The organism is Methylocapsa palsarum, from assembly GCF_900114285.1.
GTDB lineage: Bacteria > Pseudomonadota > Alphaproteobacteria > Rhizobiales > Beijerinckiaceae > Methylocapsa > Methylocapsa palsarum.
This window is the reverse complement of sequence record NZ_FOSN01000006.1, coordinates 185,001-207,400: the sequence shown is the minus strand read 5'-3', so window position 1 is coordinate 207,400 and position 22,400 is coordinate 185,001. Positions and strand designations below refer to the sequence as shown.

At 62.0% G+C, this 22,400-nt stretch carries 20 protein-coding genes (1 of these 20 only partly in view); 7 read left to right on the top strand and 13 right to left on the bottom strand.

The features are described 5' to 3' along the window. Positions 1-78: 78 nt before the first annotated feature. Positions 79-1,770, bottom strand: a complete 1,692-nt coding sequence (locus BM177_RS08985) for an OFA family MFS transporter (protein ID WP_091681263.1) — start codon at positions 1,768-1,770, stop codon at positions 79-81. Positions 1,771-1,897: 127 nt separating this feature from the next. Continuing rightward, positions 1,898-3,121: a cupin domain-containing protein gene (locus tag BM177_RS08980; protein WP_091681260.1), complete on the bottom strand. Its 1,224-nt coding sequence runs from the start codon at positions 3,119-3,121 to the stop codon at positions 1,898-1,900. A 133-nt stretch (positions 3,122-3,254) separates the two neighbouring features. Here BM177_RS08980 and BM177_RS08975 point away from each other — a divergent pair, with 133 nt between their 5' ends. The 3 genes from BM177_RS08975 to BM177_RS08965 all read left to right on the top strand — a co-directional run bounded on the left by BM177_RS08975 (position 3,255) and on the right by BM177_RS08965 (position 6,605). Continuing rightward, positions 3,255-4,115: a LysR family transcriptional regulator gene (locus tag BM177_RS08975; RefSeq protein WP_091681257.1), complete on the top strand. Its 861-nt coding sequence runs from the start codon at positions 3,255-3,257 to the stop codon at positions 4,113-4,115. Positions 4,116-4,229: 114 nt separating this feature from the next. After that, positions 4,230-4,793 (top strand): hypothetical protein, encoded by a 564-nt coding sequence (locus BM177_RS08970; protein ID WP_091681255.1) that lies wholly within the window; start codon positions 4,230-4,232, stop codon positions 4,791-4,793. A gap of 210 nt (positions 4,794-5,003) precedes the next feature. Beyond that, entirely contained in the window at positions 5,004-6,605 is a 1,602-nt protein-coding gene (locus tag BM177_RS08965) for an arylsulfatase (protein WP_091681358.1), read from the top strand. Between the two features lie 58 nt (positions 6,606-6,663). On the opposite strand, the gene BM177_RS19995 is transcribed toward BM177_RS08965, so the two are convergent. After that, a complete protein-coding gene (locus tag BM177_RS19995; RefSeq protein WP_175492541.1) occupies positions 6,664-6,819 on the bottom strand; it encodes a hypothetical protein in 156 nt (51 codons plus the stop codon). Between the two features lie 241 nt (positions 6,820-7,060). On the opposite strand from BM177_RS19995, the gene BM177_RS08960 reads away from it, so the two are divergent. Then, complete coding sequence (locus tag BM177_RS08960; RefSeq protein WP_091681253.1) at positions 7,061-7,858, top strand: glycosyltransferase family 2 protein; 798 nt, start codon at positions 7,061-7,063, stop codon at positions 7,856-7,858. A 3-nt stretch (positions 7,859-7,861) separates the two neighbouring features. Here BM177_RS08960 and BM177_RS08955 read toward each other — a convergent pair whose 3' ends face one another. Beyond that, positions 7,862-9,145, bottom strand: a complete 1,284-nt coding sequence (locus BM177_RS08955) for a transglutaminase-like domain-containing protein (protein WP_091681251.1) — start codon at positions 9,143-9,145, stop codon at positions 7,862-7,864. 175 nt (positions 9,146-9,320) lie between these two features. Here BM177_RS08955 and BM177_RS08950 point away from each other — a divergent pair, with 175 nt between their 5' ends. Further along, entirely contained in the window at positions 9,321-9,653 is a 333-nt protein-coding gene (locus tag BM177_RS08950; RefSeq protein WP_139223572.1) for a hypothetical protein, read from the top strand. Positions 9,654-9,665: 12 nt separating this feature from the next. Then, positions 9,666-11,039 carry an SGNH/GDSL hydrolase family protein gene (locus BM177_RS08945; protein WP_091681246.1) on the top strand — a complete coding sequence of 458 codons (1,374 nt, stop codon included), beginning with the start codon at positions 9,666-9,668 and terminating at the stop codon, positions 11,037-11,039. Here the strand turns inward: BM177_RS08945 and BM177_RS08940 are convergent. The 7 genes from BM177_RS08940 to BM177_RS08910 all read right to left on the bottom strand — a co-directional run bounded on the left by BM177_RS08940 (position 11,032) and on the right by BM177_RS08910 (position 16,930). After that, positions 11,032-11,367, bottom strand: coding sequence for a lipoyl domain-containing protein (locus BM177_RS08940; RefSeq protein WP_210185894.1), 336 nt, complete (start codon positions 11,365-11,367; stop codon positions 11,032-11,034). The genes BM177_RS08945 and BM177_RS08940 overlap by 8 nt on opposite strands. After that, positions 11,364-12,356: an alpha-ketoacid dehydrogenase subunit beta gene (locus BM177_RS08935; RefSeq protein WP_091681244.1), complete on the bottom strand. Its 993-nt coding sequence runs from the start codon at positions 12,354-12,356 to the stop codon at positions 11,364-11,366. The genes BM177_RS08940 and BM177_RS08935 overlap by 4 nt, the downstream gene beginning before the upstream one ends. Further along, positions 12,346-13,272, bottom strand: coding sequence for a thiamine pyrophosphate-dependent dehydrogenase E1 component subunit alpha (locus BM177_RS08930; RefSeq protein WP_210185893.1), 927 nt, complete (start codon positions 13,270-13,272; stop codon positions 12,346-12,348). The genes BM177_RS08935 and BM177_RS08930 overlap by 11 nt, the downstream gene beginning before the upstream one ends. 13 nt (positions 13,273-13,285) lie before the next feature. Beyond that, positions 13,286-14,179: an NAD-dependent epimerase/dehydratase family protein gene (locus BM177_RS08925; RefSeq protein ID WP_139223571.1), complete on the bottom strand. Its 894-nt coding sequence runs from the start codon at positions 14,177-14,179 to the stop codon at positions 13,286-13,288. Between the two features lie 46 nt (positions 14,180-14,225). Continuing rightward, on the bottom strand, positions 14,226-14,999 hold the full coding sequence (locus BM177_RS08920; RefSeq protein WP_139223570.1) for a hypothetical protein: 774 nt from the start codon (positions 14,997-14,999) through the stop codon (positions 14,226-14,228). 105 nt (positions 15,000-15,104) lie between these two features. Continuing rightward, positions 15,105-16,133 (bottom strand): glycosyltransferase family 2 protein, encoded by a 1,029-nt coding sequence (locus tag BM177_RS08915; RefSeq protein ID WP_091681236.1) that lies wholly within the window; start codon positions 16,131-16,133, stop codon positions 15,105-15,107. After that, positions 16,133-16,930: an SGNH/GDSL hydrolase family protein gene (locus BM177_RS08910; protein WP_091681356.1), complete on the bottom strand. Its 798-nt coding sequence runs from the start codon at positions 16,928-16,930 to the stop codon at positions 16,133-16,135. Before BM177_RS08910 ends, BM177_RS08915 begins: the two co-directional genes overlap by 1 nt. Before the next feature lie 165 nt (positions 16,931-17,095). Here BM177_RS08910 and BM177_RS08905 point away from each other — a divergent pair, with 165 nt between their 5' ends. After that, the gene (locus BM177_RS08905) at positions 17,096-18,817 is read left to right on the top strand and encodes a SulP family inorganic anion transporter (RefSeq protein ID WP_244532220.1); all 1,722 of its coding nucleotides are present in this window, start codon (positions 17,096-17,098) and stop codon (positions 18,815-18,817) included. Between the two features lie 99 nt (positions 18,818-18,916). On the opposite strand, the gene BM177_RS08900 is transcribed toward BM177_RS08905, so the two are convergent. Both BM177_RS08900 and BM177_RS08895 read right to left on the bottom strand, forming a co-directional pair. Then, positions 18,917-22,060, bottom strand: a complete 3,144-nt coding sequence (locus tag BM177_RS08900) for an efflux RND transporter permease subunit (RefSeq protein ID WP_091681232.1) — start codon at positions 22,058-22,060, stop codon at positions 18,917-18,919. 4 nt (positions 22,061-22,064) lie between these two features. Beyond that, on the bottom strand, positions 22,065-22,400 hold the final stretch of the coding sequence (locus BM177_RS08895; protein WP_091681230.1) for an efflux RND transporter periplasmic adaptor subunit. It continues 789 nt past the right edge of the window; only the last 336 of its 1,125 coding nucleotides appear in the window; its start codon lies off the right edge, out of view; it ends in the stop codon at positions 22,065-22,067.

The following is a 22,400-nucleotide window of genomic DNA, read 5'->3' as shown; positions in this document are numbered from 1 at the left end:
AACGCGCTTCGCTTTTTGGACGCATCGCTTCGAACGGGCAAACCAAATGACTTCGGTTCGCCGCCATGAAACTAGCGCTTACTGGAAGATCTTCACCGCGTTCTCGAGCGTCTTCCAGATTCCCCAAAGCAGCGGCAGTCCTACAGCAGCCCAGGCGATCGCCGCCTTTGCGTCCAAACCGCCGCGACCAATTCCGAAGGCGGCCCCGCCTGCCTTTGCCGCCGCGCCGGCGGGCGCGGCCAATCCCGGCGCCGCCGGCTCCTTGATCAGCCATTTCGGGTCAACCGGCCCCACCAGCGAATTGCAGATGAAGCCCACGACAAGAAGAGCGGCGAGAACATAGAAAATCAGATCATAGACATGATCCCGGGGAATCCCCGCGGCGACACGGGTGTCGTGAAGATAGTTCACGATCACGGGGCCGACGATGCCGGCGGTTGACCAGGCCGTCAGCAGACGGCCGTGGATAGCTCCGACATAACGCGTTCCAAAAATATCCGCGAGGTAAGCGGGCACCGTCGCGAACCCGCCGCCATACATCGAGGCGATGATGCAGAAAGACCCGGCGAAGATCGCCATCGCCTTCCAGTTCGCGAGCGTCGGAGCGGCGGCGTAGCAGATCGTCCCGAGGACGAAGAAGATGAAATAGGTCGTCTTCCGGCTGATCCTGTCCGACAGAGTCGCCCAGAAAAAACGGCCGCCGATGTTGAACAGCGAGAAAAGACCGACGAAGCCGCCGCCGATCGCGGCCGCAAGAACCTTCTGCGCGTCCGTAAAATGCGTGAACCCAACTAAGGGATCGCCGATCAAAACCCCGCCGAACGTCTCCTGAAGCATCGGCGACGCCGCGCCGATAATGCCGATGCCGGCCGAAACGTTGAGGCACAGAACACCCCAGATCAACCAGAATTGCGGGGTCTTGTGCGCATCGTCGAGATGCACATTGCCTGTGGTGATCATCGCTTTCTGGACATTGGATGGCGTCCAGCCCGGAGGACTCCAGCCATCCGGCGGCACGCGATACCCGAAAGCGCCAGCCATCATGTAGACGAAATAGACCAGCCCTAGCACAACGAATGTCTGCCAAACGCCGACCGATGTCGCGGTTTTGTAATGCGCCATCAAGAGATTGGCGAGCGGAGAGCCGATCAGCGCTCCGCCGCCAAAACCCATGATCGCCATACCCGTCGCCATGCCACGGCGGTCTGGGAACCATTTGATGAGGGTCGAAACCGGGGAAATATAGCCGAGCCCGAGACCGATGCCGCCGATCACGCCCGAGCCGAGCCAGAGCATCCAAAGCTGATGCGTGCGGACGCCGAGAGCCGAGATCATCAGGCCGCCACACCAGCATAACGCCGCATAGACGCCGGCCTTGCGCGGACCGGCGCGCTCCAGCCAGCCGCCCCAGATCGCGGCCGAAGAGCCGAGCAGCACGAAAAACAGGGTGAACATCCAACCAAGGTCAAACTGCGACCATTCGCAGCTGGTCGCGAACAGGGCTTTCAGCGTGCCGAGCGCCTTCTCCCCGAACGTGGTCGCGGCGCCGGCGCAAGACGGGACGACCTGCCCCGTCGCGGTTCCGATCGAGCGCGACAGCGGAAGCCAGAACACGCTAAAGCCATAGGCCATGCCGATACAAAGATGTATCGCGAGCGCCGCTGGCGGAACCAGCCAACGGTTGAAGCCCGCCTTCGCAATCGTGCGGCTGCGATCCAGCAAACCGCCCGCAGCGCCCGCATTCAGACTCCGATCGTCGCCTTTGGTCATGCAAATATTCCCCAGCTCAAGGCGGATTTTAGCGATCCACTCGCCGAAATCAACAGGCGGCGGAGAGCGGTTCCCTCCGGGTATCCACTCCTTGCCGCCCATCGAAGATTACGTCAACAGCGCATCCCTATCCGCCAACCTGAATGGGCGTGACGGGCGTCTTGGTCTGCGCCAGCCGCTGCAATGTCGAAATGTCGATATTGAGATGGGCCGCGACAAGTTCATGCGGCACATTGGCCATCCAGGACGCCAGCGAAATATCGGCGTATTCCGGAGTCGTGAACACCTCGAGGAAGCGCAGGTTGTCCTTGCCGATGTTTTCGATGTAGTGGCCGATCGACTGCGGCACATAGCCCACGTCGCTGGGATGAAACTCCACGGTGTTGTTGCGGCCCTCGCCGTGGAAGACGCCCATTCGCGCCGTGCCGCTGATATAATATTGCCATTCGTCGGAATTCGGGTGCCAATGCAGCTCCCGCATTCCTCCCGGCGCAACCTCCACCAGCGCCGCCGCCATGGTGGTCGCCTTGAAATTACTCGAGTCGGCGATACGGACCGCTCCGCTCGGCGAACTGAAGACCGGCTTTTGATCGAGGAGGGAGAATTTATACGGATTTGGAACCTCCGGCTGTTTGCTCTGGGCAAGATCGTCCGCGAGGTTGCCCGGAACTGGCGCGTTGAAAATCCAGAGATCCTTCCTGTCCGCCCTGTCGAACGCTGAGGCGTTGACGCTGAAGTTTTTCGCCAGAACCTCCTTGGGCGTATGATTGAACCAGTCCGTGATCAGGAACGTGCTGTCCTCGGAAAAATTGCCGTCGTTGAAAACAAGGATGAATTCGCAGCCGTCCGGGCCAAGCCCCTGAATCGAATGAGGCACGCCGCCGGGGAAGAACCAAAGGTCGCCTTCCTTGACGTCGGCGACAAATTTTCGCGCTCCCGAATCAACGGCCGTAATCCTTCCGGTTCCATAGGTCACGTAGGCCCATTCGGCCGGAACGTGCCAGTGAAGTTCCCTCACGGCTCCCAGCGGGAGGCGCATGTTGACGCCGGCCATGGCCTTCGAGATCGGAAAATTGCGGACCGTCACCTCGCGGGCCCAGCCGGCGTCGGTATGACGGTTGTGGACCTGCGAAAACGAATGACGCAAAGTTCCCAGATTGCCGTGATCGGTCGGCAACGATTGCCAGTCATAGGGATTGATCGCCGCCTGCGCGGGATCGCGCGGCCCCGGATCGCTCATCGCCGCCGCCGCGCCCGGGCCGTTTTCCGCCAGCGCGCGCGTCGCCGAGACAGCGGCGAGGCCGCCAACAGCGCTCGTCGCGAGAATATTGCGCCTCGAATAAAGAGTCATCGCTTCCTCCGTCGCCTTTTATTCCGCTGGAGCCGCCCCGCGGCCGCGGTCAACGGACTTTGCCATTTGCCTTTCACGCCTTGAACGCCCACATAGCCAATTAGTGCTATCGCGTTTTCCGATAGGGGTTTTCGTGCTGGATCCGATCCTCCTGCGGACCTTTCTGTTGATCGCCGAGGGAAACAGTTTTTCCGCCGCGAGCCGGAAACTCGGCCTAGGTCAGCCGACGGTCAGTGATCATATCCGCAAACTTGAGCAGGAGGTGGGGCACAGGCTGTTCGTGCGCGACACCCATTCCGTTTCCCTCACCTGCGAGGGGGAGGCGATGATCGAGTTCGCAAGACGCATCATCGAAACCAACGAACGCGCACGGCGCCATTTCGCCGGGACGAAGCTGCGCGGGCGCCTGCGCTTCGGCGCCTCCGAGGATCTCGTGTCGTCCTGGTTGCCTGAAGTCCTGCGCGGCTTCCTGCGCGAGCATCCCCTGGTGGACCTTGAATTCACGATCGCGCTCAGCAACAGCCTCATCGCAAAATTCGACTCGGGAGACCTCGACATCGCGCTTTGCAAGCGCTGGCCGGGCGAGGAGCGGGGCGAACTCGTCTGGCGCGACGCCCTCGTCTGGGCCGGATCAAAAGAGAGCCAGGCCTTAGCGAACGGGCCGGTTCAGCTCGTGCTTTATCCGCCGCCAAGCATTACGAGGTTCATGGCGCTGGCCGCGCTCGAGCAGGCCGGAACTCCTTGGCGAATCGCCTGCTCCAGCGGCAGCCTCAGCGGCCTCGTCGCCGCTGCGAAAGCGGGCCTCGGGATCATGGCCCATGCGCGCAAGCTCCTGCCGGAGGGCTTGATCGATTACTCCGCTCACGACGATTCGGCTCGGCAATTGCCCCTTCTGGGAGATCTCGAATTCGTCCTGTTGCGTCCGCGCCGCAGCCTGCGCGCGCCTGTCGCCGAGCTGGCGGCGGCCATTATCGCCAAGGCCGAGCATTTTTAGGCGAAGTTTCGGGTCACGATCCCGCTCTTGCGTTCAAAAGCGGCAGCCTGTAGCCCTCCCTTATATCTCCGTACGCGACAGGGTGTCGTGTCGATACCATTCAGGAGCGAATGCATGCGCCGCCTCAAGATCCAGCGGCTCGCCGCCGCCCTGTCCGCCGCATTCTTCATCGCCAGCGCGCCGGCGCAAGCGCTGCCGGGCGTCTCCTTGCCGGTCGTCGCCGGGCTGCAGCCGGAGCTGGCTCCGACGCCGGTGCGCGCGGGAGGGCACAGAGGCGGCGGCATGCACCGAGGCGGCGGCGTCCAAAGAGGCGGCGCCTATGCTGGAGGAGCGCGCGGCGGGGCCGTCGTGCGCGGCCCTCATGGCGGCGCGGCGGCGGTCGGAGGAAGCCGTCATTATGGCGGCGCGTATCACGGGGGCGCGTATCATGGCGGCGCCTATCGTCATGGCGGGGCTTATCACGGGGGCTATCGCGGCGGCGTCTATCACGGCGGCGGAGCATGGGTCAGACCCTACAGATGGCCGGTCGGCGGCGCGATCGCCGCGGGCGCCGCAATCGGATTCGTCACCGCCGCGACGGCGGCGGCCTGGGCGTCCGCGCCGCCCCAGCCCGGCCTTTGCTGGTATTACACCGACGCCAGCCAGCGAAACGGCTTCTGGGACAATTGCCCGCGATAGCGGACCCAAGGCTCAGTTCTGGACGTCTGCGCCTTTCGTTGCGTTTTCTGCGAATATTTAAGAATCTGCCCCTTCGGCCTCGCGCCAAGGTTGGCTTCGAGAGGGAGGAAACTGATGCGGTTGAAGGATTTGTCGATCCCATTGTTTACGCTTGCCGTGAGCGTGGGGGTTCTGCTGTCTCCCGCCTTCGCGCAGCAGCCCAAGAAAAAAATGACAGCGCCGCCCCCGGCAGCAAAGGCCGCGCCCGCTGCCGCCGCCCCGGCGGAGGCTCCCGCGCCAGCCAAGGCTTCCGAGAGCGGCAAGGCTTCCGAAAGCAGCAAGCCGAACATCGTCATTATCTGGGGCGACGATATCGGCCAGTCGAACCTCAGCGCCTACACCAACGGCCTGATGGGCTATCGGACCCCCAACATCGACTCCATCGCCACCGACGGCGTCATCTTCACCGATTATTACGGCGAGCAAAGCTGCACCGCCGGGCGTTCGGCCTTCATCACCGGGCAGAGCGTTTTTCGGACCGGCCTCAGCAAGGTCGGTCTTCCAGGCGCCGATCTCGGCCTGCGGAAAGAAGATCCGACCATCGCCGAACTGCTGAAAGCGCAGGGCTATGCGACCGGTCAGTTCGGAAAAAACCACCTCGGCGATAAGGATGAAATGCTGCCGACCGCGCATGGGTTCGACGAATTCTACGGCAACCTCTACCACCTCAATGCAGAAGAAGAGCCCGAGCTTCCCGATTACCCGAAGCCCGACGATCCGGAATTCCCCAACTTCCGCAAGAATTTCGGACCGCGGGGCGTCCTCCACAGCTTCGCGAACCCCGACGGGACGCAGAAGATCGAGGACACCGGACCGCTGACCAAGAAGCGGATGGAGACGATCGACGACGACATCGCCGAGCGCTCCGCCGATTTTCTTGAACGCCAGGTCAAGGCGGACAAACCGGTTTTCCTTTGGGTGAATTTCACGCATATGCATTTCCGCACTCACACCAAACCGGAGAGCCTCGGCCAGGCCGGACGCTGGCTTGGCCCGTATGCGGATACGATGATCGATCATGACAAGAACGTCGGGACCGTGCTCGCCAAGCTGAAGGCGCTCGGAATCGAGAACAACACGATCGTCATGTATTCGACCGACAATGGCCCGCACATGAATTCCTGGCCGGACGCGGCGATGACTCCGTTCCGGAACGAAAAGAACTCGAACTGGGAAGGCGCCTACCGCGTGCCCGCGATGGTTCGCTGGCCGGGCAAGATCAAACCCGGCTCAGTGTCGAACGACATCGTCTCCCACCTCGACTGGCTGCCGACCCTGCTCGCCGCGGCTGGGGTCCCTGATGTCAAGGAAAAGCTTCTCACCGGCTACAAGGCGGGCAAGTCGACTTTTAAGGTGCACCTCGACGGCTACAACCTCGTCCCCTACCTGACCGGCGAGGAGAAAAAGAGCCCCCGCAAGGAGTTTTTCTATTTTTCCGACGAGGGCGACCTGACGGGATTGCGTTACGACAACTGGAAATTCGTCTTCGCCGAGCAGCGCGCTCAGGGCACGCTTCAGGTCTGGGCCGAGCCCTTCACGAATCTGCGCGTGCCGCTGATCTACAATCTGAGGCTTGACCCTTACGAGCGGGCCAACATCACCTCGAACACCTATTACGACTGGCTGCTCGACCACGCGTTCATGCTGGTGCCTGCCCAGACCTATGTCGGGAATTTCCTCGCGACGTTCAAGGATTATCCGCCCCGCCAAAAAGCGGCGACGTTCTCGATTGATCAGGCGCTGGAAAAGATGCGGCAGCCCGGCGGCGACTGACCGCCTCGAGTCAACCGAAAACGCCAACATCGCCGGGATCCACGTCCCGGCGATTTTTTTACCCGCGCGTCCGGGGCTCGGTCGCCCGGCCAGCCGAATGATCAAAGGCGCGGGGCGATGCGGAGGGAGTGCGCATGAGATCGATGAAACCGATCACGAGCGGAAGCGTAAGAAGCCAGATCCAGAGCAGCATTCCATAGATTTGACCGTCCATCTGAGCATCCTTTCATCGAGGCGGCGTCAAAGCGCCGCTGCGCCATCCTAACGAATTCGAGTGAGTCCCGCTCCAGCGGCGGCGCCTTCCGTGAGCTGGGCGAACATTCGCGCCGCGACGCGTTCGACGGGATGATTGCTTACGACTTCGCCCAAGCTGAATTGACGCCGTCGCGCGATCGAATACACTCGCGCGACAGAGAGCGGCGGCGGCCCCTTTCGAACCGCAGGCGCGCCTGTTCATGAACGTCGATCCCCTGATCAGCTGTCTTCTCGTGACAACAGGCGGCCGGGAAAGATTCGACTACCTGCAACGAAGCGTGACGGATTTTTGCAGACAGACCTATCAGCGAAAAGAACTCGTCGTCGTTTTCGACGGCGCTCACCATCATGACCAGTCCATTTGCAAGGCCTATCTCGCGCAACTCGCCAGAGACGACATCACGACCATCGAGAACGAGCGCCCGTCGAGCCTTGGCCAGCTGCGCAACATCAGCCGGGGCGCGGCGCACGGCGAGATTTGCTGCCAATGGGACGACGACGATTTTCATCATCCGCAACGGCTCGAGCGTCAGCTGAAAGCGCTGATCGAGTCAGGCCGGCAGGCCGTCTACCTGCAGGAAGTGATGCACTATTTCATCAAGCGCCGGGATCTTTATTGCATGAACTGGCGCGCGACGCCGGCCATGGGCCACCCGGGGACTTTGATGCTGAAACGCTCCGCAAATGTGAGCTACCCTGAATCGGGAGAACAGTCCGCATGCGGCGAAGATCTCGCCGTCGCGATGCAGCTGCACGAGAAAAAAGAGGTCTGCCTTCTCGAAGGCGCTCCGCACCTTTATGTTTACATCAGCCATGGCGCCAACACCTGGCCGGATGATCATCACCAGATGCTCGCCAACTCGCTTTCGATCTCGCGCGGACAATTGACGCGCCGGGAGACTCAGATCCGCGACGGCCTCCGCGCGTTCGATTTTGGTCGAGATCCAGTGAGGGTTCAAGGCAACAACGGGCCCGCGTTCACGATCGGCGGCGCGTGAGCTTCATTCGCGCGTCTGGGTCACGCTGATCCGATCGGTGAAAACCGCCTCGCCCGAGGGAAGAGCGGCGAAGCCGATCTCCACCCCTTCCTTGAGCGGGCGCAACAGGATCCGCCAGGCCAGAGGCAGCTTGACGGGGCTAAGACCCGTAAACAGCCGGGGCAGGCGCTCCGTCTTGAACCGGTAATCGAGGCGCCCGAGGAAATGATCTTTCCACGCGCTATCGCGGCCGCGCGCCGAAAGATCCCAGGCGAGAAGATCAAACGGCAGCCACCCCGCATCCCCGCACCAGATTTCAACCCAATAATGGTTGGTCGGCGCGAGCGGATAAAGCAGATGCCCGCTGTTGATGCGCGCGGGAATTCCGCGCGACCGGCAGAGCCCCGCAAGAAGCGCGGATCCCAGCTGACAATCGAACCAGCCTTTCTCCAGTACGAAATCGAGCGGGCGTGTCGCGGGCAATTCCTCGTATCGGACGGCGCCGCAAAACAGGTTTTCGATCATATAGGACCAGAAGCGCTCCACAAGTCTCAGAGGCTCCCGCTCCGCGCCCGCCAGCCGTTCCGCGAGTGCGGCGATCCGAGGGGTGAGTTGTATCAACCCCTCGCTTGGACGGGTGTAGAGGTCACGCTCAGCCGAAGCGAGGGATCCCGGCGCGGCGGAGGCCGCGCAGGCGGTGAAGGTCGCTTCAAAGCCGAGGCTGACGGCCGGACCGATCGGCGCATGGATCAAAGCATCCAGCCGTCCTGGCGTGACGATTGTTCGGAATTCATCCATGAAGCCATGAGGCAAAATGGAAATTTGCAAATCCCCAAGGTTGTCATCCTCGATCGGGAGCGGAAGGCGCAGGCGAAGACGCCGGCTCGAGGGCGCGCCTTCGAGATTGAACTCCCTGCGCAAGACGACAGCGAAGGCTCTGGGAGGAAGATCGGAGAGCTGCGGCGGGTCGTTTGTCGCGGAATTCGGGGACAGAAAGCTGTGCGTCAGGCGGCGGCCGGTTGAAACGAACCTCGCCTCCCAGAACCGGTCGCCGTGGAACAGCCCGGCCCATTTCAGAAAATTGACGACCTCCGTGGGATCGAAAAGCCGCTCTCCGCGCGCGGATCGCTCGAAGGGCAGCCCGAGGTCCACCCAGCCGTCAAGGGCGCTTTGGGTTTCCCGCACGGCCGCGTCGCGCTCGCCTTCGCGGATTTCATAAGCCCAGCCGGAGAGGAGCAGGATCTCCAGAATGCGGCCTTCCGGGATAGCTCGATAGCGCCCATCCGGGGCAAAGGTAAACTGGGTCACGAAGGTCGTTTTCCCGCCGGCCGAGGCCGAACCGCAAGCATCCCGCCGGCAAAGAGCTTGACCTCGATGTGACGGCAGTAATAAACTCTTTATAGATCAAATACTTTGTCCGGATGTGCAAAAATCGGGGCCGCCTTTGCTTTTTGTACTGTCTTTGCCGAAAATCGTCCCTCTCATGAGTTCGGCCAAGATCGATAAAATCCATGCCGGCGAAGGAATTTTTTTAAAGGTCGGCTCCAAGTTTCTGGACCTGACAATAGACCTCAGCGACGTCAGTTTCGAGGACTGCCCTCCGATCTCCCATTATCGCCTCGCCGTGAGGGAAGGTCTATGGCTGCGCCGCCTTCTCGTGGCCGCGGGCGACGAGCCGGAGGTCGGGACCGCGCTGGCGCTCGCGACAAGTGAGCCCGACGAATCGCTGGAAGGCGCTCCGGCGCGGCCGGCGCGGATCACGACCATTGGCATCGTCTGGAATGCGCAGCCCGATTTTTCGGGCCAAGGGCCCTAGATCAAGGACAAAATGAGAAAGGTCCCCCTCCGCCTTGGACCTCTTGCGCCCGACGGTTTTATCGTGCGGCGCTCGGGGATCCGCTGGCTTTGCGACGACGGGCGCCTTTGCAAGGCGGGCGACATCGTCGCCTATTGCAATCTGGGCCTTGGCGGAGCCAGCGTCGCTCGCCTCGTCTCCCGGGCAGCGCCCTTTGCTGATGAAGCCAGAGATTTTCAGGTCGGATTCGCCACGCCTGTCGGCGGGCGCCTCCGACGCGTCGATGAATCATCGCAAGGCGGATTCCTCGACCGAATGGACGACTTTCAGGAATGGCGCCCCGACTTTGTCATCGGGCATATCGAATGCGAGGGCGAGGGCGCGTCCACGGAGCCCGCCGGCGACGTCCGGCTTTTTTTTGCCGCCGGGCGCAGAGCCACGGGACTGGCGGAAGACCGCTCCGGGTTCCTCACGGGCTGGAACGAGCGCAGCCGCGCCTGGTGGGGCGAGGGAAAGGGACGGTTCGGCACCCTGCTCAGCCTCGGGATTTGCGAACAGGTCGGCGTCATACTCGGGGACAGGCTTCCGTTTGCCGACCTGTTCGATGCGGTCTCTGGGCCAGCTCATGCCGTTTTCATTCCGGACGAAGCGCAATCGCCTTGCGCCGCAGTCGTGAAAGAACAAATTCTTCGCTCCAAGACGGAGGCCGGCGCGATCGCCGCCGATCTGGCGAAAGGGATGCTCGCCGGACCGGCGGTCCCGAACGCCAGCGACTGGATTTTCGCGGGTTGCCTGCTCGCCTCCCTCGGCAAATCACCGATGACCGATCATTATGACATGCTGACGCGTTCGGGGCTCAGCCGAACGGGCCCGCCCGATGCGGTCGTGTTGTCGCTGATGGCTGAGGGGCCGGTCGTTCTGCGGCACAAGGAACTTGGCTATACGGTCCACTGCGTTCGCAGCCGATTCGCCGGCCCCGCCTTTTTCGAATGGCTGCGCTCGTCTTTCGAGCAGGTGAAACGCGCGCCGGCCGACATCCTGAACGATTATCGGCAGTTGATCGACGCAGCCCGCGCTCATGGAGACGCCAAAATTCTGATCATGAACCGGATGTCCAGTTCCGGCCATGAGGATGTTTTCAATTACGCCGCCTTCGACCAGCCGCTCAGCGACACGCTGACCACCATTCATGCGAAAGAAATGAACCTTATGTTGCACGATCTGGCGCGCGAGAGCGCGATCGGGATCGTGGACGTCGACGCCATCGCGGCGGATATGGGAGGGGCGGCGCATCTTCCCGACGGGGTGCATTCGAGCGGCGCCTTGCAGGCGGAGATCCGCGCGGAGATCCTCCACATTCTGGACGGGCTCGGCGTCGCCGGGTTTTCGGCTGCGAAGCCTACATGACTTCAAACGCGGCCAGCAATGGCGCGACGCCGTCGAGCGATGCGGGAATCGCCTCGTCGGAGGCGTCGCTCAACAGGGCGAGCGGCTTGCCGATCTTTTCCCAGCTTCCGGCCTCTCCCAGCACCTGACGCAGGAATCCGCGCTGTCCGGCGCGCACTTCGACGATCGCCTTATGCGTCTCCAGTTCAACGATGAGTTCATCGACCAAGAACTCCTGGTTGACGTCGCCGTGCCATTCCAGCACGCGCAGTTCTTCAACATCCTCGATTGGACCTGGGACAACGAGTTGGTAAATCACTTGCTCTTTCTCCATTGAAACATGGCTCACGCGGCCAGCAATCCTCGGATTGCGCGGGCGACCCGCGCGGAATCGGGGACGCAAGCAGCCTCCAGCACCGGATTGGAGGAAACGGGCGCCGCCAGGGCGCCGACGCGATCGATCCTTACAGCGCCGCCGAGTTTCTCCCTCACCCGGAAGGCGATCTCCGCGCCCACCCCGCACACAATCTGACCCTCCTCCAAGGTGAGGAGCGCGCCGGTGCGGCCGGCCGAATCGCAGACGGTCGCAAGATCGAGCGGCGCCAGCGATCGCAGATCTATGATTTCGCAGGAGACGCCTTCCGCCGCCAGCGCTTCCGCCGCCGCGAGCGCCACCTGCGTCATGTGGGAATAGGTCGCGATCGTGACGTCTGCGCCTCTCCGCAGATATTTAGCGAGCCCGAACGGCGTGATTTGCTCGTCTTCCGGCATCTCGCCCGCCATGGGAAAAAGGCGCTTGTGATCGACGTAGACGACAGGGCCGCTCTCGCGAAGCGCGGATTTCATGAGCCCGTAGGCGTCGGCCGGCGTCGACGGCGCGACGACCTTCAGGCCAGGAACCGACATGAGCCAGGCTTCCAGACATTGCGAATGCGCGACTCCCTGACCTTTCGCCCCGGCGGTTGTCTTGACGATCAGCGGAACCCTCAGCTGACCACCCGTCTTGTACCTCGCCTTCGCCGCATAATTGACCAGCGGGTCCAGCCCGAGCATCAGGAAATCCATGTAGGTGATGCTCACGATCGGACGAAGGCCGGCCGCCGCCGCGCCGGCGCCGACGCCGACCATCGAGGCTTCCGCCACCGGCGTATCGCGCACGCGCGCCGCGCCGAATTGCTTGTAGAGTCCAAGAAATTCCTTGTAGGATCCGCCGAACGAACCCACATCCTGGCCAAGGATGACGATCCGCTCATCGCGAGCCATCTCTTCCCGAAGCGCGCGCGCAATCGCCTCCCGGAAGAACAGTTTGACGACGCGGGTCTGCGGCTCACGCGACATCGCTCAAGGCCTCCGACGGATCGGGAAAAGGCGACGCCTCGGCGAAACTTGCGGCTGCGGAGACCGCCTCGGCCACATCGTGTTCAAGTTCGGCCCGCACGTCTGGAGCAAGCAACCCCTCCGCCGCGAGGCGCCCCGCCATAAGTTCGATCGGGCAATGGCTTCGGGCGGCGTCCAGTTCGGCAGGCGTTCGCGTATCGCGAGTCGCCGTCGAATGACTGGAGAAGCGGAACGAGACGCATTCGAGAAACGACGGACCGCCCCCGGAGCGCGCAAGCTCCACGAATCCCCGCGCGGCCTCAAGCACCGCCATGACGTCCATGCCATCGACCGTTTGACCCGGCACGCCGAACGGCTTGGCGATGTCGCTCAGATATTCGGGCGCCAATGCCGCGGCGCGAGGAGTTGAAACAGAATATCGGTTGTTGTCGCAAACAAGGACAAGCGGGAGTTTCCACAGCGCCGCGATGTTCAGCGTCTCGTGCAGGGCGCCGCCGCCACAGGCGCCATCGCCGAAAAGACAAGCAACGATTGCCTTCGATCCAAGGCTTTGTAGAGCCAGCGCGACGCCAGCGGCGATCGTCAGATTGCCGCCGACGACAGCATGCGCGCCAAAAAAGCCCGCAGAGGGCTCGGCGATGTGGCCGCGGCCGCCCTTTCCCTGACAAGGACCGGCCGATTTTCCAAGAAGCTCGGCGAGGACGCGGCCCGGATCGAGCCCTCGAGCGAGGGCGGGGCCGATCGAACGGCCGCTCGTCAGCAACTGATCATCGGCGGTCAAGGCGGCGCATAAGCCTACGGCGACGGCTTCCTCGCCGCTCGACAGGAGTTGAAAGCCATGGCCTGGATTTCGGAGCAGCGCGGCCTCGAAGGCGCGAATCAGCATCATCGACCGCAGGAGCAAAACCCTGTCCAATCTCCCTCCGCGCTTATCTGTGGCCATTGAGATCGCACCGTTCTGGAGAAGATTGCGAAAGATCCGCTGGCGCCGCGAAATCTACAGCTTCATAGGGGGGGCGCCACGTGTTGGCGAAAGAGAAGTTTCGCCGCGCCAACGATGCGATGGCCTCCCTCATCCGCGTTCGAAGCGGCAACACAGGGATCGCTCCGTCGAGCGGCCGATAGCCTATCAGCGTTCGGGTTGCGTCGATGTCCCAACGCATGCCGGGATTGTCGCTCACCAGATTCAAAATGGCGAATCCAACATCGTCAACCAACACCGCGCGCTCCATGGCCTGACACAGATCGCGGTCGGACAGCCACATAAGCTGCCCCCAGAAGCCAAGGTCCATCCACTGTCCCGGGAGGTTCTCGCCGGGAAGGCAATATCCGATCCGGAAGCAGATCGTGGAAAGCCCCCAGCGCTCATGATAGAAACGGCCAAGGCTCTCCCCTATCAATTTTGAAACGCCATACGGATTGATCGGCGCCGGAGGCAAATCGGTCGTTAATTTGCCGTCGCGATAGCGATAGCCCGCCATCACCCAGTTCGAACTGGCGAACACAACCCTCCGGGGCCCCTGGCGCGCCGCTTCGTAAACATTTTGGGTCGCGGCGACATTGCTCCGGGCGACCGCGTCCCATGGCGCATCCGGACGGGTTTGCGCCGCAAGATGGATGATGGCGTCGACGCCGATGCAATGGCGCGTCCAGGCTTCGTCGCGGACGGAAAGATCCGCCTTGATCACAGCCGGGTCGCCGAAGTCGTCGATGTCGATCAACTTCAGCCTCCATCCAAGTGACGAGAAATGACGCCGAAGCTTCTGGCCGAGAATGCCGGACGCGCCGGTGATCAGAACTGTGGGCAAATGTTTTGTCACCATCGTCCCTCGCGTCTCATCCGGCGAGCATATCGCTGACGCGGCGCAATCATGCCCGGCGTCCACGGAGCCGACGCACTTTTCTGAGAATGATCTGCGAGGCGAGAGTCCAGGAAATGCGCCGACGCCTCAGATCGCTGAGCAGCTGACCGACGGTTGTCGGCGTGAGAGCGACCGGCACACGGGAAAACGTCTGCCGCCGCTTGTCCTTTTGAATCGCGTCATATCCCAGCAGATCGGCGGACATGGATATCTGGGACGCCGACGGCTGCGCCTTTCGCTCGCTGTGAGCGACAAGGGCTCGCTCCAGAATTTCGAACGGAACGATGTCATCGAGGCCAATCGTGAGAAGCGCGGAAGCGATCGCGTCGGCGAAGGCCGCCGAAGCGTGCGGACCTGCAAGCTGGAAATCTGTCGCAAGCGCTCGCGCGCCCAGATGGGAGAAGGACCGGTCCAGATCGATGACGTTGACGCCGGTTTCCTGCGACAGGTCCGCGGAAAAGAGGTTCAGCCGGCGAATTCGCTCGCGCGTCGCATAGACGGCGTTCGCATCGGCGCCGGCGACGTGACGAAAAATGGTGCAGACGAAGCAGATGTGGAAGCCGCGCCTTGCGATCGCGGAAAACGCCTCTGTCCAGCGCCGCCGTATAACGTCAAGGCTATCCCCGTTCTCGATTTCGCCGAGGAGCGAGGCGAGAATGACTGTTGGCCGTTCGGACAATCCACAAGCCGACAACGAGTCGGCGAATTTCAACTCCACCGTAAAGGGAGCGCCGGTCGTTTCTTGCAGACATTCCGAAAGCCGCGCAAAAGCAGCCGTCACTCCCGGACGCTCCGTATCTGAAACCACAGCCTCAACCAAAACCGGCGATGACGCAATCACGATCGACTCCAGGCCCGCAGGCATGTTCGAATAGTCATTAAGAAATTATGTCGGCGACGCGTTGCTTCCTGTAAAACCCGGAATGTGGCTCCGGGCGGCGTCGCAATCAAAACCTGAATCCCTACGCGCGGCTTTTTCCAATTCCGGAAGCGAGAATATCCGATATTTTGCGGGCAAGCCTGCCGCATCGGACAAACTCGCCCACAAAACCGCCAGCAGCTTGACGTCGGGGATCGGATGGGCCTGATAGAAAACATCTTCCCAACCTGTATCCTTCAACGGATCGCGCCAGCCGGCGCGGTGAGTGAGGTGATATGTACGGGCGCCGTCTACAGCCGTCATCCGCGCGCCCGCCTGCGTGAGTCTCAACGCCAACTCCCTATGCTCGTTGATATCGACGCCTGCGTTGAATCCGCCCTCACGCAGGAACGAGGCGCGGCGAACGGACATGTTGCTGCCGCTGGCGGCCGCCCACAGCACGGCGCAATTCGGATGATGGCGCAAGGCGTCCATTTCAAGCTCGTAGAGAGCGCGAGCGCCTGCGCCCGGATAAACTCCGGCCTGCGACCGCAGATCGATCGCCGCGAAATTTTCACGGATCTCCGCGCGAGTGACGCACATCCTGGTCATCTCCGCCGGCGACAACCGTGCGACGCGAGCTTCCTCGCCGGGCTTTGGCGTTCCCTTCTCAGGATCGAGGAAAAACCGGGTTCCCCTGAGATGATGCGTCTCGCCGCGTCCGACGATTTCCGCATCTTCGGCGTGGACACTGGCGTGGCGCGCCACAAGATCGGGCGCCGCGAGCGTATCGCCGTCCAGAAACAGGACAATGTCTCCACTGGCGATTTCGACGCCTGCATTCGCCGCGGCGGACCGCCCGCGCGGCGCCCGGTGATGCGCCACGGCGAGGGGCGCGCTTTTGGCCGCCTCCTCGATCACCTCGCGGGTGTGGTCGCTGGAGCCGTCGTTGACGACGACAATTTCTGCTGGCGTCGTTTGACAAGAAAGGGAATGCAACGTCAGGCGGAGGCGGTCGGCCTCATCCTTCGAGCGGATCACGACGCTGACCCGCATCACATCGCCCGCGCCGGCGGAAAACAGCCATGATCGTCGAGCACGCGAACAACTTCTTGCGCGATCAGTTCGTATCCCTCGGCCGTCAGGTGGAGCGCGTCGCTTTTGAGTTTGTCGGCGCCGGCGCGCGCGACAATCCGATCAACGTCAATAATATCTATTCCGGTGCGCTCCGACAGTTCCACCAATCCAAGATTGAAACGGCGGATTCTCGTGGCGAAGCTCTCCTCCATGCCTTCATAGCAGTGAACATCTTCCCCTGGGACAACGGCCGAAACATTATAGACGAGAATGGGGGCCTGCGTCCTCCGCCGGATCTTCTCGACGATCTGAAAATAATTTTGCAGGGATTCTTCAGGCGTCAGCGGACCAAGACGCTCGAAATTTTCGCGCATCCAATTCCTGTCGTCAGAAGACCACGTCTTTGATTGGTTGGGATAAAAAAAATAGCCGCAGCCCCGGCGACGCAACAGAGACGTCGTCAGGTCGGTCTGGATGGAAAGCACAATAGCAGCGCACTCCACCGCGAAAAGCTTCTGGCTAAACTGCGCCGCCGCCGTATAGGAGCCCAGGGAAAGGCTCCGCGATTCGATTTCGGCGGGCACAACGCCGTCCGACATCAAAAGCGCGTCCGATCGCGTCCACGTCTCGTGCTGAACATGGACTGCCGCGCCAGGATACAGGCGCCGGACGATTTCATTGATTCCGTTCCAGAGAACCTTATCGCCCTGGACATAGGAATGAAGCGAGTTCTTGACGTCGAGGTTGCCCTTGGCAAAAATCGCTAACCGCGCCACCAACGCCTCCAGATCGTACGACCGCCAAGCATATTCGAAGCCAATGCTGACGCCAAGGCCACTTGCTCTTTGCCAATGGCCGGGAATCCGTTAGCAACAAAGAACGCAGCGGACGAGGGCGCTATTGATGCGCGGCCGAGCCTCAATCCGCGGAGATCCAGCCTCGTGATCCGCTTGAAGATTTTCCAGGCCTTGTTCCAGGGCCTGCGGCCTTTCAGCCCGAAACAGGCGGCGCGCGACGCTCTTGCGGGCGTCACGCTGGCGTCGATGAACATTCCCCAGGTGCTCGGTTACACCCGCATCGCAGGAACTCCTGTCGTCACCGGCCTCTATACGGTGCTGCTGCCGCTCGTCGCCTTCGCATTGTTCGGTTCGTCGCGTCATCTCGTGGTGGCGGCGGATTCGGCGACAGCTGCTATTTTTTCGGGTTCACTGTCCCAGATGGCGCCCCCGCTCAGCGAAAAATACATGGCCCTCGTCGGGATGGTGGCGATGCTGACCGCGGGACTGCTGCTGCTCGCGAGGATCTTCAAATTGGGATTCCTCGCGGACTTTCTGTCCCGGACGGTGCTAACGGGGTTTCTGACCGGCGTCGGCGTTCAGGTCGGGGTCGCCATGTTCGGCGATATGCTCGGCATCGCCTCGACGTCCCGCCGGACGCTCGTTCAGGCGGAGGAGATTATCAAGGGCCTGCACGGGACCAATCTTCAGGCCCTTGGGCTCTCGGCGCTCGTCGTCGGCGCAATCATGCTGGGGCGCCGACGCGCCCCGCGCTTTCCCGTGGCGCTGGTCGCGGTCATCGCAACGATTGCGGCGAGCGCCAGGTTTCATTTCAGCGCGCATGGACTCGCGGTGATTGGTCCGGTTCCGGGCGGCCTTCCGTCGATCGGGTTTCCTCAGGTCAGTTGGGACGAGACCCTTGCGACCTTTCCTGTGGCCGCGTCCTGTTTTGTGATGATTATCGCGCAAAGCTCCGCCACCTCGCGCGTGTTCGCCGTGCAGAACCACGAACGCGCCGACGCCAACGCAGACATTCTGGGGCTGGCGGCCGCGAACGCCGCCGCCGCGCTCAGCGGAACCTTCGTCGTCAACGGCAGCCCGACCCAGACCGCCATGGCGGAAAGCGCGGGAGCGCGCAGTCAGGTTGCGCAGCTCGCCTTCGCGGGAATAGCGGCGCTGGTGTTGCTTTATCTTACTGGTCCGCTGCAATATCTGCCTCGCTGCGTGCTGGCCAGCATCGTGTTCACCATCGCGATCGGGATGATCGACGTTCGGAGCCTTCGCGCGATCCGCAGCGAAAGTCCGGGCGAGTTTCTGCTCGCGGTCTTCACGGCCGCCTCGGTCGTTGTGATCGGCGTTGAGCAGGGCATCCTGACGGCGATCGCCCTCTCCCTCCTCCGCCATGTGCGGAACAGTTACCATCCCCATTCAAACGTGCTGACGAGGCTGCCGGACGGGCAATGGTCGCCCGAGCCCGCGACGCCGGGGTCGGAGACCGAACCGGGGCTGATCGTCTATCGTTTCGCCTCGGATCTATTTTATGCAAACGACAACCGGTTCGGCGACGAGGTGCGCGCCCTTGTCGAACACGCGCCGGCGCCCGTCCGCTGGTTCGTGATTGACGCCACCGCCATCACGAATCTCGACTATTCCGCCGCCCGGTCGCTGCGCGATCTGATCACCGAACTCCGGAGCAAGGGAGTGCGGCCCATCTTCGCCCGGGTCAGCGAATATCTCCGCTCCGACCTGGATCGCCACGGCATCACCGCCGTGCTGGGCGAACAATATATTTTTTGGACCCTTCACAAGGCGATTGCCGCGGCGCATGAAGGGCCGCCGGACCCGAAAGCGGCTTCCTCGCCTTTAGAGCGCTTTCCGATCGCATGAAGTCATGCGATCGATGAGAAATCGCTTCAGAGTCAAAAGCCTGAGCATAGTGTTGTCGATTGGATTGATTCACTCCGATCGAAATATGCTCTTAGGAACTCACGATTCCGGAGCGGCGGACGCCTTTTTCGTAAAACCGCTCTTCAATTTTTCGCGCATGCCCTGGAAGGTCACATACAGGAGCGGAATCGCAAAAATTCCGATAAACGAGGCGGCGATCATGCCGCCGAACACGGGCGTCGAAACGTTGCGGCGCGCGAGCATCGCCGCGCCGGTTCCGAAGACGAGGGGGACAAGGCCAAGAATGAACGCGAACGAGGTCATCATGACCGGGCGGAACCTCAGCCGCGCGCCCTCGGTCGCGGCCTCGAGCAGGGGCACGCCGCGCTCGCGCCGTTCCTTGGCGAATTCGGTGATGAGGATGCCGTTCTTGGCGGCGAGGCCAATCAGCACGATCATGCCGATCTGCCCGTAGAGATCGAGCGTCAGCCGCGCCGCGACGATGGCGGCGAAGGCGCCCAGAATTCCCACCGTGACGGAGAGAAGCACCGGCACCGGAATGGTCCAGCTTTCATATAGGGCGACGAGGAAGAGGAAGGCGAACAGCAGAGCGAAGCCGAGGATGACCGGCATCTGCCCCTCGGAGCGTTTTTCCTGAAACGATATGTCCGTCCATTCTCCCCCATAGCCTGGAGGCAGCGCCTTGGCGGCGACGCTCTCCATCGCGTTCAACGCCTGACCCGACGAAACGCCTGGAGCGGGAGCGCCCTGCACGGTGACGGCGAGGCGGTTGTTGTAACGAATCAGCGCCTGCGGACCGATGACGATTTTTGGCTCCACGAGGCTGCGGAGCGCGATCATCTGACCGTCCTTGCTGCGAACGTTGATGCGGTCGATATCGTCGATCGAATTTCTGTCGGCCGCCTCGGCCTGCACCTGAACCTGCCAGGTCCGGCCGAACAGATTGATGTCATTGACGTACATGCCTCCGAGCGAAGTCTGCATCGCCTGGAAGATGTCGTTGATGTCGACGCCGAGGATCTGCGCCTTGTCGCGATCGATGTCGAGATAGATCGAGGGATTGCTGGCCGAGAAGGTGCTGAACACGCGTGACAGTCGCGGATCCTGATTGGCGGCGACAAGAAGGCCGCGAAGCGCCTGGGACAAGGACTTGGGATCGCTGCTGTTGAGCGCGCGCAGGACGTAGGCGAAACCGCCGCCACTGCCAAGCCCGATGATCGGCGGAAGACCAAGCGGTATCGCGCGCGCGCCTTTGACCCCGGCCAATTTCGGTCCAAGCCTCGCTATGATGGCGGAGGCGGAATCCGCCTTATCCTCGCGTTCGTCGAAAGGTTTCAGAGAGACGATCAGGAAAGCCGCGTTGGGCTGCGAATAATTGTCGATGAAATTGAGGCCGACGATCGATGAATAGTCGGAAATCGCCGTCTCCTGCTTCAGAAGATCCTCGACCTTGGCGACGGCTTCGCCGGTGCGCCCGACCGAGGCTCCGTCCGGAGTTTGCACGACGACGAAGAAGGCGCCCTGATCCTCTTCGGGCAGGAATCCGGTCGGCGTGATCTTGTTCAGGACCGCGACGCCGAAGATCGAAACGGCGACCATGCCGAGCCCAATGATGGAGATTCGCACCAGCCGGGCCACCGTCGCGCCATACGCGTCGCGGACAGCGTCGATCGCGCGCATGACCACACCGAGCAGGCCTCGGCGGGGGCCATGATGCGGCTTCAGCAACAAGGCGCAAAGCGCGGGCGAAAGCGTCAGGGCGTTGATCGCCGAGAGGAACATCGACACCGCGACGGTGACAGCGAACTGCCGGAACAATTCGCCGGTGATCCCCGACAGGAACGCCACCGGCACGAACACGGAAAGCAGCACCAGCGTGATGGCGATGATCGGCGCCGTGATCTCGCCCATCGCCGCCTTGGTCGCGTCCGCCGGCGTCAGCTCGGGGTTTTCTTCCATTTTGGCCTCGACCGCCTCGACGACGACGATGGCGTCGTCGACGACGATGCCGATCGCAAGCACCATTGCGAGCAGCGAAACCGTGTTGGCGGAATAGCCGATAGCGTTCAGAACGATGAAGGTTCCGATGAGGCTCACCGGCACGGCGATGGTCGGGATAAGCGTCGCGCGCAGATTGCCGAGAAACAGGAAGACGACAAGCACCACGAGGGCGAAGGCCTCGAGCAGCGTGTGCTTGACGACCTCGATGGTCGCCGAGACGAACGTCGTCGGATCGTAGGTGACTTTCCACTCGAGATCTTCGGGGAAAACCTTGGCGGCGTCGGCGAGGCGTTGCTTGACCGCAGCCAGCGTCCGCAGGGCGTTGGCGCCGGGCGCTTGATAAATGCCGATGAGGCTCGCCGGCGCGCCATTGAGGCGCGTGTCGCGATCAAGGTTCGCCGCCCCGAGTTCGATGCGGGCGATATCGGAGAGCCGGAGCACCGAGCCGTCCGCGTTGGTGCGGATGATGATCTTGTTGAAATCCTCGATCGACGACAATCGGCCCTTGGTCTGGATGTTGAGCTGTAATTGCGTATCGTCGGACACCGGCCGCGCGCCGATGCGCCCTACGGCGGCCTGCACATTCTGACTCTTGATCGCCTGGATCACATCGGCCGAGGTGAGGCCAAGTCCGGTCAGCCGGTCAGTCTGGACCCAGATCCTCATGGCGTAATCCTGAGGACCAAACAACATCGCGTCGCCGACGCCGGGGGTGCTTTTGATGTCGTCGACGAGGTTGATCGTCGCGTAATTGGAGATGAACAGCTGGTCGTGCGTGCGCTTTGGCGAATAAACCGCGATGACGCCGAGGAGAGCGGATGACTGCTTCTTGACTTTCACGCCCTGACGCTGGACATCCTCTGGAAGTTTCGACAGGGCGACTTGCACCCTGTTGTTGACATTGACCGCGTTGATGTCCGGATTGGTTCCGAGTTCGAACGACACGAGCAGCGAATAGCTGCCGTCGTTGCCGCTGACGCTCTTCATATAGATCGCCTTGTCGACGCCGACGATCTGACTTTCGAGCGGCTGCGCGATGGTCGATTCGACGACCGCGGCGGAACCGCCCGGATAGACGGTCGAAACCGAAACCTGAGGCGGGACGATGTCGGGATATTGCGCGACCGGAATCACGAGCAGCGACACAAGACCGGCGATGAGCGTCACCAGCGCAATGACTATGGCGAGTCTTGGCCGGTCGACGAAAACGGAGGAGATCACGAGTTCAGCTCCGTCCGGGCGTTTTCGCCGCCGGCGAGGCGGTCACCGGCGCTCCTGGACGCAGCGCCTCCATGCCTTCGACGACGATCTGCTCGCCGCCATCGAGCCCTGAGTCGACGATGACGCTCGCCCCGCTCTCGCCGCCGATTTTGAGTCTCCGCACGGAAGCCTTGCCGTCCTCGACAATAAAAACGTAAACGCCCTGTTGATCGGCGATGAGCGAGGCTTGTGGAACAAGAATCTTTTCTGCCGGCGCGTTGCCCTCAATCGAGACTTTCACCAATTGACCGTCGATCAACCTTCCTCGCGGATTGGGAACAGTGGCGCGGACAAGCACGCT

What these genes read in the sequence shown, in the direction of transcription:
- BM177_RS08985 (WP_091681263.1), bottom strand. Translation starts at nt 1,770, where the DNA reads ATGACCAAAGGCGACGATCGGAGTCTGAATGCGGGCGCTGCGGGCGGT.
- BM177_RS08980 (WP_091681260.1), bottom strand. Translation starts at nt 3,121, where the DNA reads ATGACTCTTTATTCGAGGCGCAATATTCTCGCGACGAGCGCTGTTGGC.
- BM177_RS08970 (WP_091681255.1), top strand. Translation starts at nt 4,230, where the DNA reads ATGCGCCGCCTCAAGATCCAGCGGCTCGCCGCCGCCCTGTCCGCCGCA.
- BM177_RS08965 (WP_091681358.1), top strand. Translation starts at nt 5,004, where the DNA reads ATGACAGCGCCGCCCCCGGCAGCAAAGGCCGCGCCCGCTGCCGCCGCC.
- BM177_RS19995 (WP_175492541.1), bottom strand. Translation starts at nt 6,819, where the DNA reads ATGGACGGTCAAATCTATGGAATGCTGCTCTGGATCTGGCTTCTTACG.
- BM177_RS08960 (WP_091681253.1), top strand. Translation starts at nt 7,061, where the DNA reads ATGAACGTCGATCCCCTGATCAGCTGTCTTCTCGTGACAACAGGCGGC.
- BM177_RS08950 (WP_139223572.1), top strand. Translation starts at nt 9,321, where the DNA reads ATGAGTTCGGCCAAGATCGATAAAATCCATGCCGGCGAAGGAATTTTT.
- BM177_RS08945 (WP_091681246.1), top strand. Translation starts at nt 9,666, where the DNA reads ATGAGAAAGGTCCCCCTCCGCCTTGGACCTCTTGCGCCCGACGGTTTT.
- BM177_RS08935 (WP_091681244.1), bottom strand. Translation starts at nt 12,356, where the DNA reads ATGTCGCGTGAGCCGCAGACCCGCGTCGTCAAACTGTTCTTCCGGGAG.
- BM177_RS08925 (WP_139223571.1), bottom strand. Translation starts at nt 14,179, where the DNA reads ATGGTGACAAAACATTTGCCCACAGTTCTGATCACCGGCGCGTCCGGC.
- BM177_RS08915 (WP_091681236.1), bottom strand. Translation starts at nt 16,133, where the DNA reads ATGCGGGTCAGCGTCGTGATCCGCTCGAAGGATGAGGCCGACCGCCTC.